The following is a 16,593-nucleotide window of genomic DNA, read 5'->3' as shown; positions in this document are numbered from 1 at the left end:
TCGGAGATGGATGGCAGGATCTCAGAGGTGCGACGATCCTCATCAGCGGGCCGGCCGGCCGCCGGCGGCCGGGCCCCGCGGCAGCGCGCCGGCGACGCCGAGCAGCTCGGCTTCGAGGGCATGCCCGAGCGGCTGTTCGTCTGCACCCCGAGCAAGCTCGGCGCGTACGCGGACTGCCCGCGTCGCTACCGCTACTCCTACGTCGACCGGCCCGCCCCACCCAAGGGCCCGCCGTGGGCGCACAACTCGCTCGGCGCCAGCGTGCACACCGCCCTGAAGAACTGGTATGCGCTGCCCGCCGACCGAAGGCGTCCCGAGGCGCTGGCCACACTGCTCAAGGGCACCTGGGTCCGCGAGGGCTACCGCGACGACGAGCAGGAGCGGGCCGCCTACCGGCGGGCGCTGGGGTGGCTGGAGTCGTACGTCGACACGCTGGAGCCGGATTCCGACCCGCTCGGCGTGGAGCGGGTGGTGGCGGTCAAGACCGCGGTGCTGGCGTTCAACGGTCGTACCGACCGGATCGACTCGCGGCCCGGCCCGGACGGGCCGGAGCTGGTCATCGTGGACTACAAGACCGGCCGCACCGGGCTGGACACCGACGACGCCAGGGGCTCGCAGGCGCTCGCGCTCTACGCGTACGCCGCCGAGCGGGTGTTTCGTCGGCCGTGCCGCCGGGTGGAGCTGCACCACCTGCCGACCGGCACTGTCGCCGGCCACGACCACACAGTCGAGTCGCTGGCCCGACAACTGACCCGCGCCGAAGAGACGGCCCGCGACATCATGGCCGCCGAGCGGGCAGTCGCCGACGGCGCCGACGCGGACGAGGCTTTCCCGGTGGCACCCGGCCCGCGCTGTGGCTGGTGCGACTTCCGGCGGCACTGCCCGACGGGCGCACAGGTCCCGGGCAAGGAGCCGTGGGCGGCCGTGGACCGGCCGGCCGACGGCTGATCTCCTGCCGAGGGTGGGGTCAGCCGGCCAGCGAGGCGGCAGCGTGCCGCGCGGCCCGCTCCTTGGCCGCCTGAATCAACGGCCCCTCCAGGTAGCGACGGGGGACGGCGGCGAACGCGAGCCGCAGCGCGCGCAGGGACAGGTCCGCCGACAGCGCGGTGGTCGGTAGACCGGGACCTCCGTACATCCGGCGAGCCCACGCCGGCAGCAGCGCGAACGCGGTGCTGGCGATCCCCAGGTACGCCCAGCGTGGCGGGCCCAGCGTGAGCCCCAACCGGACCGGCAGGCTGAGCTTCCACGGCAGCGGCGGGGCGGTGAGGAACAACGCCGTCTCGGCGGCCTCCCGGGTCATCCGCAACTGTGGCCGTACGGCCTCGTAGTAGTCAGCGACCTCGGCGGCGGTCCCCGGGACGGTGGCCGGGTCCAGGCCGACCAGGGCTGCGGCGCGGCGCTGCTCGGTGTAGTAGCCGTCCACCTCGTCGTCGCTCAGCGGCAGCCCGGCGCGTCGGGCCGTGCTCAGGAACGACTCGACCTCGGTAACGTGCACCCAGCGCAGCAGGTCCGGTTCGTCGATCCGGAACTGTTCACCGGTGAGCGTGTCGGTGGCCCGCAGGCGGTCGTGCAGGCGGCGCAGCCGGGCCCCGGCGGCCTCCGCCTCGGCGGTGGTCCCGTAGACGGTGGTCGCCACGTAGGTGGCGGTGCGGAGCAGTCGACCCCAGGCGTCGGTGCGGTAGTTGCTGTTCTGCGCGACCCCGGCCATGGCCCGGGGGTGCAACGCCTGGAGGTAGAGCGAGCGCAGGCCGGCGACGATCAGGATCGGCTCCTCGTGCACCTTCCACGTGACCGAACCCGGACCGAAAAGGCCGAGGTCATCGGAGTCCACCGCACAAGAGTGCCACGATCGGGCCCACCTCGCCGCTCACGTGCCGCCGGTGCCGACGGTCAGACGTCGGCGGAGCGGCGGGCCCGGCAGCCCGGGCAGAGGCCCCAGAAGGTCACTTCGGCCTCGTCGACCTCGAACCCGTGCGCGCTGTTCGGCTCCAGGCACGGTGCGCTGCCCACCGCGCAGTCGATGTCGGCGATCTCGCCGCAGCCTCGGCAGACCACGTGGTGGTGGTTGTCGCCCACCCGCGCCTCATAGCGGGCGGGACTGCCCGCCGGCTCGATCCGGCGGGACAGCCCGGCCCGGGACAGCGCGCCCAGTACGTCGTAGACCGCCTGGGTGGAGACCGAGTCGAGGCGTTCGCGCACCCGCCGGGTGATCTCGTCGACCTCCAGGTGGCCGCCGTCGGCCAGCACGTCCAGCACCGCGAGGCGGGGGCGCGTGACACGCAGACCCCTCGACCGCAGCAGCTCCTCGGCACCGGACATTGGCCAATGACAACACGCTCGACCCGCATCGACAACCGTCGCCCGCTCCGGGTGGCCACCGACACAGCCGGGCAAGATCGAGAGTACGGCCCGAGCGAATGAACCCGATCGACGCGGCGCGCGTGTCATCCGTCGAGAGCCTGGGGACGATCGGCGGACCATAGGCTGAACACCCCTGACCATGATCCACCTGGAGGGTTCGATGTTCGAGGAGATCCTGGGTCTACCGGTGCACGTCCTGGTAATCCACGCGGTCGTCGTGTTCGTACCGCTGCTGGCGGTGCTGGCCATCGCGTACGTGGGGCTACCGCGGTGGCGGCACCGGCTGGACTGGGCCCTGGGCCTCCTCGCCGTGGCCGCGCCGGTGACCGCCTACGTCGCGGTCAAGTCGGGTGAGGCACTCACCGACGCGCTGGTGGCCCGGGGCTTCCAGGGGCCGATCCTCGATCAGATCTTCGAGCACTCCCGCTACGGGGACATCCTGTTACGCGTCGTGGTGCCGCTCGGGATCGTGGCCATCCTGCTGCTCGTGGCGACGAGTGGGCACCCCCGGGTGCCGCGCCTGCCCGCGCTGGTCATCCCGGTGTTGGCGGTAGCGGCAGTGGGGCTTTCCATCGCCGCCCTGATCTACGTCTACCTGACCGGCCACTCCGGCGCCGAGACGGTGTGGGGCACCACCCTCTGAGCTGCTGGCCGCCTTCCGGGGGTGGACATCAGAAGATGACCCGCGAGCAGAGCAGACAGAGCAGTACCAGCAGCACCACGCCGGCCGCCGCCCCGAAGCCGTAGGTGACCCGCTGCGATCGCTGCTCGGCCGCGTCCAGGTCGGCCATGTCCTGCGGTGGCAGCCGTCGCGGCGGCGCCGGCTGCAGGTGTACGGGTGGACGCCAACCTGCCGGCGGCGGCACGCTCGGTGGCGGACCGGAGTATCCGCTGCCAGGTCCTCCCGTCGGCGCCGGTGCGGTTGGTGCGGGCGGCGGCGGGCCTGCGTTCCCGCTGGTAGTGCCTCCCGCCGACGCCGGTGCGGGCGGCGGCGGGTCTGCGTTCCCGCTGGCAGGGTGGCCCGTCGATGCTGGGCTGGCCTGCTCGTTCTGCTGTGGGTTGGTGGGCCCGACCGGTGGTGTGGTGGCGGGCGCGGCGGGAGGTTGGTCGGCCACCGCGTCGTCACCGGTGTCGGGCCGTCGCCAGTAGTCGTCCGGGTCGCTGCCACCGCTGGGGGTCGTCACGCCGTCCGACGCTACCAACGCCACCGGCGGCCCGGTCGCTTCTGGCCGGCGCGCCCACTGTCGGCGGTCCGGCCGGCGTGCCCACTGTCGGCGGTCTGGCGGCGCGCCCACTGTCGGCGGTCCGGCCGGCTCCGGCCGGCGTGCCCACCGCCGATGGCCCGGTCCACCGCCGTCGGCTGAGCTAGTCTTGCCGCTCGTGAGCACCGAGGACCCTGGCACGCACGGCGCACCGCGAGACGATGACCGCGCCGTCGACCTGAGCGAAGACTTCGTGGTGCTGCCCGAGCAGACCACCGACGACACCGACCGTGGTTGGGGTGAGCGGTCGGGCGGCAACGACGACTGGCTGCTCGCCGAACGCCCCCCGCACTGGGAATGACCCCCGCAGGCTCGGCCAGACCCTGACGATCTCCATCCGCCAGCCGACCTGCTCTGGGCGGTGGCCGGTGCTCGACCGGGGGCCGGTGCCTGTCCTGCGGCGCTCGCCCGACCGACTTGGTCGCCTACCGGGTCGGGTCGTCCGCCACCGATGGCGCGTCGGAGGGCACGGCGGTAGGAGGGCATCCGGTCGGGGTGTGCAGGACCGCGGCGGCCAGGCCGAGCAGCGCGGCGACCAGGCCGGCCCGGAGCAGGGTGCGCCCGCCGGGCAGAGTGAGCTGGCGCAGCGGGCGCAACGCCCGCGCGGAATCCGAATCGACCATCGCCTCTGCCGCCTCCCGTCCCCGAGCGCCGCAGTGGCACCCATGCAGGGAGGCTAGGCAGTTCCCGCCGCCTCGGCCGACCCACGGCCGACGCCTGTGGACAACCGCCCGGCCTGTGGAAAACGCGCATCCGTCGGCGCGATCTGCTACGAGAACCGCTTTGATCGACTCGGGATCAGGGAAAGCGGGCGGTCAGAGCGACGGGGACAGGCCGGCTTGCGGGAACCCGAGTGGATCGAGGCCCGACCCGTAATGGGGTCGGGCCTTCGGCGATCAGGACGTGGAGCTGGCAGTCGCCGCCTTGCCGCCGCCCGATGCACCCGAGGACGACCCCGAGGAGGACGACGACCCCGAGGACCCCGAGGACGAGGACGACCCGGACGAGGACGAGGACCCCGAAGAGGACGACGAGCTGTCAGCGGAGGACGACTCGGACTTCGCCGGCTTGGTGGTCGTGCCGCCGGCGGTCGTCTCGGAACCGGACGCCCGGGAGTCGGTGCGGTAGAAGCCCGAACCCTTGAAGACGATGCCGACCGAGTTGAAGACCTTGCGCAGCCGCCCCTGACACGCCGGGCACTCGGTAAGCGGCTCGTCAGAGAAGGACTGCACCGCCTCGAGCTGCTCACCGCACGTGGTGCAGGCGTACTGGTACGTGGGCACGTTCTCCTCCGGATCTGGGCTCAGCCAGTTGGCACTCGACGTATTCGAGTGCCAATGGTGCGTCATTCGCCCCGGGTTCGTCCAGCAGACGTGTGGGGCGCGACACCGTGCGCCGCACCCGGGCCGCCGTCAAGCGTACGCACCCCGTCGGCGGGAGTGACGACCGCGCGCACCCGACGGTCGTGGGGCTCCGCCGGCAGCGCCTCGACCAGCTCACCGTCGTGCAGCGGCACCATCGTCAGGGTCGCCGCGGGTACCCGGGCGAGGGCGCGGTCGTACGACCCGCCACCGCGCCCGAGCCGCCGACCGTGGTGGTCGACCGCGAGAGCCGGAACGACCACGAGTTCCGCGTGCGCCACGGCGGCCACCCCGAGACGGGCACCGACCGGTTCTCGGATACCCCGTCCCGCAGCGATCACGGCATCGGGCCCGTTATACGCCGCCCAGTCCAGATCCAGGTCACCGAGGAGCACCGGCAGTAGCAACTCGGCGTCCGCCGGCAGCGCCGCCCGCAGCACCTCGGGCAGGTCGGGCCCGCCCGGTTCGGAGCCGACCGGCACGTACGCCGTCATCCGGTGTGGGCGCAGTCGGCGTACCAGGGCGACCAGCTCGGCCTGCACGCGCCCGGCGGCGGCTGCCCGGGTCGTGTCGGGTAGCGACCGGCGGCGGGCGAGCAGCTCGACGCGGGTGTTCCGCTTCGCCACGCGGGTCACTTCCGCTTCATCAGAAAATTCCGGCACGCAACACTCCTGACGCAACGCCTCTCCCACGGTTGCACTGTGTCAGCATCGCAAGCAACGGAGGCGGAACTTCCGGGGGGACGAGTGACGCTACGCGGGCGGTTGACGGCAGCCTTCCTCGTGGTGGTGCTCGGGCCCGTCCTGCTCGGCGCGCTCTTCGTCGCCTCCACCGTCGCGGCGGTGGACCGCAGCCGCTCCACCGAGCGCCTGGCGGTGGCTGCCTCCACGGTTCGCACCTCGGTCGACGCGCTCTGCCAGCAGCTACGCGCCACCGCCGACGCGGTGGCGCTCACCGCCGAGCCGGCCGTCGCCGCCGCGCAACTGGTCGGCCGGGGTCTGGCCGCCGCGGTGCTGGTCAGCGACGTGGCCGGCCAGGTCACCTACCTGTCGCCCGGTGCTCCGTCGACCCCGTGGCAGGACTGCGGCGGCTCGGCCGAGGGCACGGACGGGGGCTCGAACCCCGGCTCGGCCGGCCCGGTCCGTGCGTTGGCCGCCCAGGTCGACCTGCACGATCGCGCCGGCACCCGGCTGGGCACTGTGACCGCCGCGCAACTGGTCGACCCGGCCTTCGTGGCCCGACTGGCGGCGGTGACCGGGGTGGCGGTAACCCTCCTCGACAGTGGGGCGAGCGCCGCGCGGGTCACCCACACGACCGAGTCCCGTGACGTCCGCGACGCGGTGCTGGCCGCCGCCGTCGGCGTACGGGGCGAGCAGGTCACCGAGACCAAGGAGGGCCGGTACGTGCGCAGGCTCGGGCCCTCCGATGCGCAGCCGCTGCCACTGGTGCTCTCCGTGCCCAGTGAACGGCCACCGGGGTTGCACGCCACGCTGCTCGGGGTGGTCGTGCTGGCCGGGCTGCTCGCGGTGCTGGCCGCCTGGCGGCTGGCCCGGGTGACCACCCGGCCACTGGCGGAGCTGGCCGGTGCCGTCGACCGGGTGGCCCAGGGCGACCTGACCGCCCGGGTGCCGGTGCGCAGTCGCGACGAGTTGGGTCGGCTGGCCGCCGCGTTCAACCGGATGACCCGGGAGACCGGCTCCTACGTCGCGGCGTTGACCAGCAACCGGGACCAGCTGCGCGGGCACCTCGCGGTGCTCGGCGACACACTGGCCAGCACCCACGACCTGCAACGCATCCTGCGGGTGATCCTGCGCAGTGCCATCGGGGCGACCGGCGCGCGTGCCGGTGCCGTGCTGCTGGTGGAGACCGGCGGGGTGCTCGTCGCCCAGTGCACGGAGGGGTTGGACGGGCGCTGGCCGGCGGAGGAGGCGGACGGGACGCAGACGCTCCGGGTGCCGGTGGGCGTCGGCGTGGTCGGTGAGGTCGCCGCCACCGGGGAACCGCAACGGGGCAGGGCGGAGCAGACCGAGACGCCAACGGGTGAGCCGCGCTGTCGCACCTACGTCGCGGTTCCGTTCGCCGCCCCGCCCGGCGGTGCCACGGCCACCCTCGGCGGATTCTCGGGGCCGGTAGACGAGGCGGGCGCGGCGGCCGCCCTCGGCGTGCTGGCCCTCTACGACCGGCTGGGCGCCGACGAGTTCGACGACGACGACCTGGCCACCCTGCGCACCTTCGCCGGCCACGCGGCCGTGGCGGTGGACAACGTCCGGGTGCACGAGGAGGCGCAGCGGCTCTCCCTCACCGACCCGCTCACCGGGTTGTGGAACTACCGCTACCTGCGCGAGTCGATCCGGCGGGAGGTGGAACGGGCCAGCCGCTTCGGGCGGATGCTCAGCGTCCTCGCGTTGGACCTGGACCGGTTCAAGGACGTCAACGACACCTACGGGCACGCCGCGGGGGACACCGTCCTGGCCGAGTTCGCCCGCCGGGTGCGCGGGGAGATCCGGGAGGTCGACCTGGCCTTCCGCCAGGGTGGTGAGGAGTTCGTGCTGCTGCTGCCGGAGACCGACGCGCGGGGCGCGGCGATCGTGGCCGAGCGGCTCGGCGCGGCGGTGCGCGACACGCCCATCGCCGTCGAGGCGTACGCCGGGCCGGTCCTGGTGACCGTGTCGGTGGGCATCGCCGTCTTCCCGGACCACGGCAGCACCGGGCGGGAGGTGCTGGAGGCCGCCGACGACGCCCTCTATGCGGCCAAGGCGGCGGGCCGTGACACGTACCGGGTCGCCGAGGTTCGCTCGGATCTGCCGACCCGGGAAATTCCCGTGCTCGCGTGCGCGGTGAGCCCAACCGACGGGCTGCCGCGCGCCGGCCAGCCGGTGCAGGCCAGCCGGGAGCCGGGCGGGCCCGCCCGGTCCGACCCGGCGGTGTGCGTACCGGAATCATCGCTGGCGGGCCCGGCGCACGCCCGACCGGATTCGGTCGACGACACGCCGGACGTCGCGACGGACGCGGCGCGGGCCGGCCCGGACGCGGCGCGGCCGGGGCCGGGTGGCGGCGCGTCTTCTGGGCCACACCCGCCGCGGCAGAGCCGTGGCCGATAGTCTCGCGGCATGTCGGAGCACTCAGCGAACCCCTCATCGACGGTCGCCGCAAACGGCCGTCCCCTGGCGGTCAAGGCCGTCATCCCGGCCGCCGGACTGGCCACCCGGTTCCTGCCGGCCACCAAGGCGGTGCCCAAGGAACTGCTGCCGGTGGTGGATCGGCCGGTGTTGCAGTACATCGTCGAGGAGGCCACGCAGGCTGGCATCGGTGACGTGTTGCTGATCACCGGTCGGGGTAAGACGTCGATGGTGGACCACTTCGACCGTCGCCCGGACCTGGAGACCAGGTTGGAGGAGAAGGGCGACTCCGAGCGGCTGGCCGCCGTACGTCGGCCCAGCGAGCTGGCCGAGATCTACACAGTGCGGCAGCCCGAGCAGCTCGGGCTCGGCCACGCCATCGGGTACGCCGAGTCGCACGTCGGCGACGACGCCTTCGCGGTGCTGCTCGGCGACGAGTTCGTCAAGCCGTCGGAGCCGCTGCTGCCGGCGATGCTGGAGTTGCAGGCCCGCACCGGCGGTGTGGTGCTCGCCTTCTTCGAGGTCGACCCGTCCGAGACCAAGCGGTACGGGATCGCCTCCGTCGAACCGGCCGAGTCGGAGCTGACCGACATCGGCGAGGTCGTCAAGGTGACCGGGATGGTGGAGAAGCCGCAGCCGGAGGACGCCCCGAGCAACCTGGCGGTGCTCGGCCGCTACGTGTTGCCGGGCAAGATCTTCGACGCGATCCGGCGGACCAAGCCGGGCAGCGGCGGCGAGATCCAGCTGACCGACGCGATGGAGCTGCTGCGTACCGAGGGCACCCCGGTGCACGCGATCGTCTACCGGGGCACCCGCTACGACACCGGCATGCCGCTGGGATACCTCCAGACGGTGGTGCAGATCGCCGCCGAGCGCGAGGACCTGGGCGCCGAGTTCCGGTCCTGGCTGGCCGACTTCGTCAAGGCCGACGCGGCAGGCGGATCTGGTACATGACAGCGACGGCCGACGCCGAGGCGGCCGCGAACGAGTTGACGCCGCTCGCCGACTACCTGGGCAGCGTGCTGCGCAGGTTGCGCGCGCTGCCGCCACTCGACCTCGACCTCACCCAGGCGCACGGCAACGTCCTCGCCGAGGACGTCGTCGCGCCGCACGCCTTTCCGGCCTTCGACCAGGCGGCCGTGGACGGCTACGCCGCGCGCTGGGAGGACATCTCCGGAGGGGGGAGGGGGCCGAGCTACGTCCCGGCCCCCTCCGGCACGCCCGGCGGTCGCACCATCCGGCTCAACGTGGTCGGCGATCTCGGCGCCGCGAGCTGGCGGCCGGTCCGGCTCACCCCCGGCTCGTGCTTCTCGGTGGCCGCCGGGGCTCCGCTGCCGGTCGCCGCTGACGTCGTGGTCCCGGTGGAGTGGACCGACCAGGGCATGGCCGCAGTGGAGATCTTCCGCACCCCCAAACGGGGGTACGGGGTACGCCGAGCGGGTGAGGAACTGCCCGCCGGCACCCTGCTCGCTCGGGCCGGCACCTACGTGTCCCCGGCCCTGGTCGCCGTCTTCGCGGCGACCGGCATCGGGCACGTGGTGGTCCGGCCCAGTCCACGGGTGGTCATCGTGGCCACCGGTGACGAACTCGTCGACGTCGGCCGGGGCAGTCAGCCCGGTCAGGTGGTGGACGCGAACTCGCACGCGCTGACCGCCGCGGCGGCCGAGGTGGGCGCGCTGGCGTACCGGGTGGGCATCTGCGACGACGACCCGGAGGGGCTGCGCGGGCTGCTGGAGGACCAGACGCTGCGTGCCGACCTGATCATCACGACCGGGGGCACCGGCACCGGCCCCGGAGACATGGTGCGTCGGATCCTCTCCCGCCGTGAGGGCGGTCGCGCCGGGCCGGTCACCTTCACCGACGTGGCGCTCTACCCCGGCACCGCGCTCGGGTTCGGCACTGTCGGCGCCGAGGAGGTGCCGGTGGTCTGCCTGCCCGGCGACCCGGGTGCCGCGTTGATCGGCTTCGAGGTGCTGGCCCGCCCCGCCATCCAACTGCTCGCCGGTGCCGAACCGGTGTTCCGACCCAGTGTGCGGGCACACCTGCTGGAGACCGTGTCGTCGCCGACCGGGCTTCGCGAGTTCCGGCCGGCGCACGTCGCCGAGCGACGCGGCGGCGGGTACACGGTCCAGCCGCTCAGCGGCGGACCGTTCACCCTCTCCGGGTTGGCCGAGGCCAACGGGCTGCTGGTGCTCGGCGAGCGGGTCAGCACTGCCGCGGCCGGCTCCACAGTGGACGTCCTGCTGCTGGACCGCCGCCGGTGACGCGTCCCGGCCGGCCCGCTCGCGGCCCGCGTCGGGTGATCGTCGGATCTGTGCGGTGAACGCGGTGAGGCCACTTGTGCGCGACACGGTCCCGCGCGGGAGACTGTCCAGGTGAGTCTCTTCGGTCCCGCGCGGGCACCGGGCTGGCCGGTGGAACTGGCCGACGGCCCAGTGCTGCTGCGGCCGTACCGGCGCTCCGACGCGGCGGCGTGGTCGGAGGTGCGGCGGGCCAACCGGGCCTGGCTGGCACCCTGGGAGTCGTCACTGCCCGGCGGCTGGGACGAGATGAACTCGCCGGCCGCGTTCCGCTGGGTGCACCGTGACCAGCGGCGCTCGGCCCGCGAGGGTGAGGGCATGCCGTTCGCGGTCTGCCTGCGTGAGGCCGACCGGGACCGGCTGGTCGGGCACATCAACGTGGGCAGCATCGTGCGGCGGGCGCTCTGCTCCGGCTACGTCGGCTACTGGGTGGACGCCCGGGCCGCCGGCCAGGGTGTGATCCCGACTGCGCTGGCGCTCGCCGTGGACCACGCGTTCGGCCCGGGCGGGCTGCACCGGGTGGAGGTGAACATCCGTCCGGAGAACCGGCCGTCCCGGCGGGTGGTGGAGAAGTTGGGCTTCCGCGAGGAGTCGTACCACGTGCGCTACATGCACATCGACGGCGCCTGGCGGGACCACATCGGGTACGCGATGACGAGTGAGGAGATCGCCGCCGAGGGTGGCCTGCTGGCCCGCTGGCACCGGATTCGCGCCAACGCGCGGTAGGAGGATTTCCCGACATCCGCCCACTCGTCCCACGGACGGGATCGGCGCGGCGCGGTGGCAACCCGGTCGGTGCGCCGTAACCTCAAGTAACTGCAAGCTGCGGCAAGCGCTCCCCGGCCGGACGATCCACGCGCCCAGGCGTGATCGATGGAAGATCCTGCGGTCGGGTGGCGGTTGCTTCGAATTCGGTGACGGGAGGGGTGAGGGTGCCGACCTCGGTGCTCCTCGCCGTCCTCGCCGCCGCCGGCCTGCTCGCCCTGGCCCCGGCGTTGGTTCGCCGGTACGACGCCACCGAGCGGCTGGTGGCGGAGCGGGCGCAGTCGACGGCGCGGGTGCTCCAGCGCCGCCGACGGCGCCGCACTGTGCCGGGACGGCGACCCGTCCATCCTCCGCGCTCACTGATCGTCACCCTCAGTGAAGACGCGACTACCGGTGTGTTGGGAGCGCCGGTCTCCGCGCCGCCGGCCGTCCGCCGCTCCGGTCGACTGCGCGCCGTGCCCGCCGCGCCGAAGCGGTCCCGTCGCCGCCCGCCGCCGCACCGGCAGCACACCCCCGCCGTCTATCGGCGTCGCCGTGTGCTCGCCGCCCTGCTGCTCCTCAACGTCGTCGAGTTGATCGGTGTGCTGTTCGTCAGCCCCGGCTTCTGGGTCGGCTTCGGGGTCACCTTCCTCCTCCTGGCCCTCTACGTCGTGCACCTGCGGGGTCAGGCCCTGGCCGGGCGCCGCCGCCGCCGCGCCCGAGCCCGGGAGGCTGCCTGGTTGGCCGCCCGGCAGGCCGAGGTGCGCCGGGAGCAGGCCCGTAGGGCCGCGGCCCGCCGGGAGGCGCAGCGCCGCCTCGCCGCCCAGCGCGAAGGGGTACGCCGAGCCGCCATGGGCCTGGACCGGCCGGGAGACCTGCCGGCGGCGGTCAACGGTGGATCGGTCTCGTACCGGCGGTCGGGCGGCCTGCGCGGCCGCCCCTACGAGGCTGGCCGAGGCGCCTGACGCGGTCCCGGCGGTGCCCCGGTCCCGGCGGTGCCTGGCCGCGCCTCGGTCCCGGCCGCGCCCGGCTGGCTTGATCGACTCGGACTCCTGGAAGTCGGGTGGTTGGGGCGTCCGGGATGCCCCGATCTCACGGAACCCGAGTCGATCTTTGGGCGGGCCGGAGCGCCGGGCCGGGGGCGGATTCGCGGTGGAGGCCGACGACCTGTTAGCCTTGCTGCCGGCCCGCCCGGTGTAAGCCGGGTGGGACCGAAGCCGGTTCGCCGGCGGGGGGCTGTGGCGCAGACTGGTAGCGCACCTCGTTCGCATCGAGGGGGTCAGGGGTTCAAATCCCCTCAGCTCCACCCCAGGTCAAAGGCCGTTTCCGCAAGTCGGAGACGGCCTTTTGCGATCTTCGGGGTGCGTGACCGACCCACGACCAGGTCGTGACGACCCGGCGTTGATCCACCTAGGCGAAGCGTTCGGTCGTCACCGGTATCAGGCCGTGCTGGCGCAGGACGTTCGTCAGCTCGGAAAGGGTCGAGCCGAGCGCCGCTGTGGCGTCGGTCCTCAGCAGCGCGGTCACGTCGAGAGACCAGGCGAGGGAGTGGCCGACGCGGCGCAGCTCCCAGGTGAACTGGTCGCCGTGCTGGTCGAGACGACCGCTCGCGACTGACGCGACAGTGCCACCCGCCGGTGACCGCCAGGCCGTCCGGAGGCTCGCCACCTGCCCGGCGCCGAGATCCTTGGCGAAGAGGACCCGGTACACCCGTCGCTCGTGGAAGCCGGCCGGTGGCTGCGCCGGGCCGAGCCGCAGCGGCGGGGCAGTGGCGATCGGTTGATGGTCGAGGAAGTGCGTACGAAGCACCAAATCGTCAGGCAGTTGCCCACCACCGAGCGCGCGGTAGACCTGCTCGGCATCCCGGCGGGAGGTGGGAAGCATTCGCGCCAGCACCTCGGGGTCGGTGCGCATGGCGCGGCTCAGCGCGGCGGAACTCCACCAGCCGGCCTCCGGTGTCCAGCCAGCGCTGTCCAGCCCCGTCGTGGTGAAGTCGTGGTGGCGGGTGAACTCCTCGACGACGATCCCGTCCACAGTGGTGGACGCGCCGCTGTCGTCGGGTCGAGGTAGGACCACGTAGTAGTCCAGGGGCGGTCCCGCGTCGGGCACCAGCACGGGCACGGCCCGCATCGGCTCGGTGTTCATCAGCGCAACCGTAGCGAAGTGGAACGGTTAGCATCCGGATCTCTACGTGAGGAGCCCAGATGACTTCGGTGGCCCAGACCCGGTTCGGCATCGTCGGCAGCGGCTGGCGAGGTGAGTTCTTCCTTCGCCTGGCCCGGCTGCTCCCCGACAGTTTCCGGGTGACCGGGGTGGTGACGCGTACCGAATCACGGGGCGCCGCCGTGACGGCCGACTGGGGCGTGTCGACCTTCCGCACGACAGCGGAGATGCTCGCCCACGAGCGGCCGGACTTCGTCATCGTGTCGGTGCCGTGGCCGGTGACGCCCGAGGCGACCCGGGAGCTGGTAGCGGCCGGCGTACCGGTGCTCGCCGAGACGCCGCCCGCCCCCGACCTGGCGGGTCTGCGCTCGCTCTGGGCCGACGTCGGAGGCAGCGGCCTGGTGCAGGTCGCCGAGCAGTACCTGCTGATGCCCGGGCACGCGGCGCGGCTGGCGTTGGTCCGCGCCGGGGTGCTCGGTGAGCCGACCTCGGTTCAGATCTCCTCGACCCACCTGTACCACGCGGTCTCACTGATCCGGGGTCTGCTCGGCGTCGGTCACGAGAGCGCCGAGGTGAGCGCGCGCGCCTTCGTCGCGCCGCTGGCCAACCCGCTCTCGCCGGCCGGCTGGAGCGGCGACGACACCCCGCAGCAGCTCTCCACCACCCTCGCGACCATCGACTTCGGCGGGCGGATGGGGTTGTACGACTTCACCGACAACCAGTGGTGGAACCCGCTGCGCACCCGCCGGTTGGTGGTCCGGGGCTCGCGCGGCGAGTTGGTGGACGATCGGGTGGTCCGCCTGATCGACCCGAGCACGCCGGTGGAGTCGTTACTGACCAGGCGGCAGACCGGTCTCGATCTCAACCTGGAAGGGCTCGACCTCAAGCACATCAGCTTCGACGGCGACGTTGTCTACCGCAACCCGTTCGTCGGCAGTGGGATGTCCGACGACGACATCGCGGTGGCCGACATCCTCGCTCGCGCCGGGGCGTGGGCGCGGGAGGAGGGCCCGGCTCCCTATCCGCTTGCGGAAGCCTGCCAGGACCACCTGATCAGCCTCGCCATCGAGGAGTCGGTACGCACCGGCCGCCCGGTCGTCACCGCCACCGAGGCATGGGGGCGGTAGCTCCGCCGGATCCACTTCTGTCCCTTGGCTGACAGTACGCAACCGTACAGCCAGCTCACCTGTGGAGCCGGTATCAACCGAAAGCCCGGGAGTACCCGGGCCCCACACGGGGAGCAAGGATGAACCGAAGCACTCGACGCCGGATGCTCGCAGCCACCGCGACCGGTCTGCTGGCCACCTCTCTCGGGGTCGCCGTCTCCGGGACGGCGACCGCCGCGCCCAGCGGGGCGACCCCCCGCACCTGCAAGATCAGCACACTGCCGTACCCGACCGACACCTATCGCGCCGACGCGAACGCGGTCGACCCGACGGGGCGCTACGTCGCGGGGACAGCGCTGCGGGTCGGTGAGACCGACAACCAGTACCTGCTGCTGTTCTGGGACGGGCGGCGGGTCACCGAACTGGAGTCGAAGAGCACGGACACCCCCGTAGACATCAACGCCGACGGCGTCGTGATCGGCAACGGATCGGCGGAGAACGGCTACGGGCAGCCGTGGAGGTACCGCGACGGCAAGCTCGAGCAGTTGCCGGTGCTGCCATCCACCGCCACGTATGTCAGTGCCATCAACGATGCCGGTGACATCGTCGGCCACGGCTCCGACATCGACTCCGGGGAAATGGTCGCGCTGCGCTGGCCGGCCGCTCATCCGGGCACTGTGGAGGTGCTCGACGCCCCGTTCGACGCCCAGGCAGGTGGGATCACCGACAACGGGACCATCGTCGGTAGCGCCGGACCCTTCGGAGACTGGAACAGCTGGGTCCGCCGGCCGAACGGGAGGATCGACGCGCTCACATTCCCCGGCGCCGAGTGGAGCACTGCCGGCGCGGCGGCGGGTCGCTGGGCGATCGGCCAGGTATCGCTGAGCGGCAGCACCACGTCGACCAGGGTTCGGTGGGATCTTCGCAACGGCTCGCACACGTTGCTCGACCGGGACATGCCTGCTCTGACCGGCGTCAACGCCAAGGGCGTCGTTGTCGGTGGTGACCGCGTTGCCAGGGGTTCCACCTCCCGGGTCCTGCCGGGCGGCGGCACCGGGGTGGTCGTCGGCGCCCGGTCCATCTCCGACTCGGGCACCATCGTCGGGTTCCGCAACGTCCTCGCCGACCGGCTGACTCCGGTGCGCTGGACGGGCTGCTGACCCACCGACTCTCCCACCTCGTGGGGCCGGCCCGGACGGGTCGGCCCCACGTCGCGTCAGCGCGTCACGGCTTCCAGGAACCGGCGGTCTGGAACTGGTCGTGGTACTCCAGCGCGCCGGAGGTGTCGTGCACGTCGAACACCACGCTGCCGGTGCTTCTGGTGCCGGCGGTCAGGTCGTCGACGGCCGGCATCGGTTTGCCACAGCCGGAGAAGGCTCCACCGATCGCTGTGGTCTTGGTGCCGTCGGCGGCGACCCACTGGAAGTAGAGCGGGTTCGTCGACGCGGTGCCCTTGGTGACAGCCACCGTCACGTCGGCGATCACGTACAAGCCCTCGCCGGGCTTCAGTCCGTGGGACTTGCAGGGTTTGGTGGCGCTGCTGAACTTCGTCACGGTGATCTCGACGGTGCCGGCCTCGCGGTTGACGACCAGGGTGTCGCCCGGCGACATCCTGCGGGTGTCGCCGTTCGTCGGCGGGGTCGGCGGGGTGGCTTGTGCCTCGCTCACCGTGGTCGAGGTGCCCTTGGTGCCGATGACGACCGCCACGATGCCGCCGGCGCAGGTGAGCAGGGTGAGTACGGCCGCGGTGACCGCGACGACCACGACGGACTTCTTGGCGCGGTCCGTCAGCGCCGGTGGTGGTGCGATGATCGGGTAGCCGGAGCCGCCGGGTGCCCGATATCCGCCGCCATCGCCCGTGTTCCCGCCCGCCGCCGGGTACGCAGCCCCCGAGAACGGCGGCTGCGGTGTCGCCGCGAACGAGCGGGTCGGCGGCTGCGGGTTCGGCTGTCGGGGGTCGTGCGGCGTAACGCGAGGCTGGGGGTGGGTCACCGTACTCCTTGACGCTTCGGTACGTGCGGTGCGGGAACTCTTCGACGTTACCGTGGGTGGTGGAGCGTCCAATCGCCACGCCGGTGGGCTTCCCACCGCGAGGACGCAAAACCCATCTGGCCAGCGTGGACGGTGTTCAGCTGGTCACCGACGGCCAATATGGATCGGTATTCCATTCATCGCTA

At 72.7% G+C, this 16,593-nt stretch carries 18 protein-coding genes, 1 tRNA gene and 1 pseudogene; 12 read left to right on the top strand and 8 right to left on the bottom strand.

Translation table 11 applies throughout. The features are described 5' to 3' along the window. Positions 1-6 precede the first annotated feature (6 nt). Complete coding sequence (locus tag ACFYPG_RS08085) at positions 7-948, top strand: RecB family exonuclease (RefSeq protein ID WP_387351066.1); 942 nt, start codon at positions 7-9, stop codon at positions 946-948. Positions 949-967: 19 nt separating this feature from the next. Here the strand turns inward: ACFYPG_RS08085 and ACFYPG_RS08080 are convergent, their stop codons facing one another. Beyond that, the gene (locus tag ACFYPG_RS08080) at positions 968-1,831 is read right to left on the bottom strand and encodes an oxygenase MpaB family protein (protein ID WP_387351064.1); all 864 of its coding nucleotides are present in this window, start codon (positions 1,829-1,831) and stop codon (positions 968-970) included. Positions 1,832-1,890: 59 nt separating this feature from the next. Next, positions 1,891-2,319 carry a Fur family transcriptional regulator gene (locus ACFYPG_RS08075; RefSeq protein ID WP_238671193.1) on the bottom strand — a complete coding sequence of 143 codons (429 nt, stop codon included), beginning with the start codon at positions 2,317-2,319 and terminating at the stop codon, positions 1,891-1,893. Positions 2,320-2,521: 202 nt separating this feature from the next. On the opposite strand from ACFYPG_RS08075, the gene ACFYPG_RS08070 reads away from it, so the two are divergent. Continuing rightward, positions 2,522-3,004 (top strand): DUF2231 domain-containing protein, encoded by a 483-nt coding sequence (locus ACFYPG_RS08070; protein WP_387351826.1) that lies wholly within the window; start codon positions 2,522-2,524, stop codon positions 3,002-3,004. A 28-nt stretch (positions 3,005-3,032) separates the two neighbouring features. On the opposite strand, the gene ACFYPG_RS08065 is transcribed toward ACFYPG_RS08070, so the two are convergent. Continuing rightward, positions 3,033-3,545, bottom strand: coding sequence for a hypothetical protein (locus ACFYPG_RS08065; RefSeq protein ID WP_387351062.1), 513 nt, complete (start codon positions 3,543-3,545; stop codon positions 3,033-3,035). A 196-nt stretch (positions 3,546-3,741) separates the two neighbouring features. Between ACFYPG_RS08065 and ACFYPG_RS08060 the strand changes: the two genes are divergently transcribed. Next, on the top strand, positions 3,742-3,924 hold the full coding sequence (locus ACFYPG_RS08060; RefSeq protein WP_355005124.1) for a hypothetical protein: 183 nt from the start codon (positions 3,742-3,744) through the stop codon (positions 3,922-3,924). Positions 3,925-4,048: 124 nt separating this feature from the next. Here the strand turns inward: ACFYPG_RS08060 and ACFYPG_RS08055 are convergent, their stop codons facing one another. Further along, positions 4,049-4,246 carry a hypothetical protein gene (locus ACFYPG_RS08055; protein WP_387351060.1) on the bottom strand — a complete coding sequence of 66 codons (198 nt, stop codon included), beginning with the start codon at positions 4,244-4,246 and terminating at the stop codon, positions 4,049-4,051. 280 nt (positions 4,247-4,526) lie between these two features. On the opposite strand from ACFYPG_RS08055, the gene ACFYPG_RS08050 reads away from it, so the two are divergent. After that, the gene (locus tag ACFYPG_RS08050; RefSeq protein WP_387351877.1) at positions 4,527-4,751 is read left to right on the top strand and encodes a hypothetical protein; all 225 of its coding nucleotides are present in this window, start codon (positions 4,527-4,529) and stop codon (positions 4,749-4,751) included. Positions 4,752-4,765: 14 nt separating this feature from the next. Here the strand turns inward: ACFYPG_RS08050 and ACFYPG_RS08045 are convergent. Both ACFYPG_RS08045 and ACFYPG_RS08040 read right to left on the bottom strand, forming a co-directional pair. Next, positions 4,766-4,972 (bottom strand): annotated as a pseudogene (locus tag ACFYPG_RS08045) (FmdB family zinc ribbon protein); the annotation flags it as partial. Beyond that, positions 4,969-5,646, bottom strand: coding sequence for a 5-formyltetrahydrofolate cyclo-ligase (locus tag ACFYPG_RS08040; protein WP_387351058.1), 678 nt, complete (start codon positions 5,644-5,646; stop codon positions 4,969-4,971). The gene ACFYPG_RS08040 and the pseudogene ACFYPG_RS08045, both read right to left, overlap by 4 nt. Positions 5,647-5,730: 84 nt before the next feature. Between ACFYPG_RS08040 and ACFYPG_RS08035 the strand changes: the two genes are divergently transcribed. The 6 genes from ACFYPG_RS08035 (at position 5,731) to ACFYPG_RS08010 (ending at position 12,453) form a co-directional block, all read left to right on the top strand. Beyond that, positions 5,731-8,085 (top strand): diguanylate cyclase, encoded by a 2,355-nt coding sequence (locus ACFYPG_RS08035; RefSeq protein WP_387351056.1) that lies wholly within the window; start codon positions 5,731-5,733, stop codon positions 8,083-8,085. Positions 8,086-8,094: 9 nt separating this feature from the next. Further along, positions 8,095-9,057, top strand: coding sequence for a UTP--glucose-1-phosphate uridylyltransferase (locus tag ACFYPG_RS08030; protein WP_355005128.1), 963 nt, complete (start codon positions 8,095-8,097; stop codon positions 9,055-9,057). Beyond that, positions 9,054-10,367: a gephyrin-like molybdotransferase Glp gene (glp, locus tag ACFYPG_RS08025; RefSeq protein WP_387351054.1), complete on the top strand. Its 1,314-nt coding sequence runs from the start codon at positions 9,054-9,056 to the stop codon at positions 10,365-10,367. Before ACFYPG_RS08030 ends, glp begins: the two co-directional genes overlap by 4 nt. Before the next feature lie 111 nt (positions 10,368-10,478). Continuing rightward, positions 10,479-11,129, top strand: coding sequence for a GNAT family protein (locus ACFYPG_RS08020; RefSeq protein WP_355005129.1), 651 nt, complete (start codon positions 10,479-10,481; stop codon positions 11,127-11,129). A gap of 200 nt (positions 11,130-11,329) precedes the next feature. Next, complete coding sequence (locus ACFYPG_RS08015; protein WP_387351052.1) at positions 11,330-12,112, top strand: hypothetical protein; 783 nt, start codon at positions 11,330-11,332, stop codon at positions 12,110-12,112. Positions 12,113-12,379: 267 nt separating this feature from the next. After that, a tRNA-Ala gene (locus ACFYPG_RS08010) sits at positions 12,380-12,453 on the top strand. Between the two features lie 104 nt (positions 12,454-12,557). Here the strand turns inward: ACFYPG_RS08010 and ACFYPG_RS08005 are convergent. Then, complete coding sequence (locus ACFYPG_RS08005) at positions 12,558-13,292, bottom strand: hypothetical protein (protein WP_387351051.1); 735 nt, start codon at positions 13,290-13,292, stop codon at positions 12,558-12,560. 59 nt (positions 13,293-13,351) lie between these two features. Here ACFYPG_RS08005 and ACFYPG_RS08000 point away from each other — a divergent pair, with 59 nt between their 5' ends. Further along, positions 13,352-14,437, top strand: a complete 1,086-nt coding sequence (locus ACFYPG_RS08000) for a Gfo/Idh/MocA family protein (RefSeq protein WP_387351049.1) — start codon at positions 13,352-13,354, stop codon at positions 14,435-14,437. A 119-nt stretch (positions 14,438-14,556) separates the two neighbouring features. After that, a complete protein-coding gene (locus ACFYPG_RS07995; RefSeq protein WP_387351047.1) occupies positions 14,557-15,576 on the top strand; it encodes a hypothetical protein in 1,020 nt (339 codons plus the stop codon). A 64-nt stretch (positions 15,577-15,640) separates the two neighbouring features. Here ACFYPG_RS07995 and ACFYPG_RS07990 read toward each other — a convergent pair whose 3' ends face one another. Further along, positions 15,641-16,408: a DUF4352 domain-containing protein gene (locus tag ACFYPG_RS07990; protein WP_355005134.1), complete on the bottom strand. Its 768-nt coding sequence runs from the start codon at positions 16,406-16,408 to the stop codon at positions 15,641-15,643. Positions 16,409-16,593: the final 185 nt, after the last annotated feature.

This window comes from Micromonospora sp. NPDC005553, from assembly GCF_042871765.1.
GTDB lineage: Bacteria > Actinomycetota > Actinomycetes > Mycobacteriales > Micromonosporaceae > Micromonospora.
The sequence above is the reverse complement of the archived record's forward strand: the minus strand, read 5'-3'. Positions and strand labels throughout refer to the sequence as shown.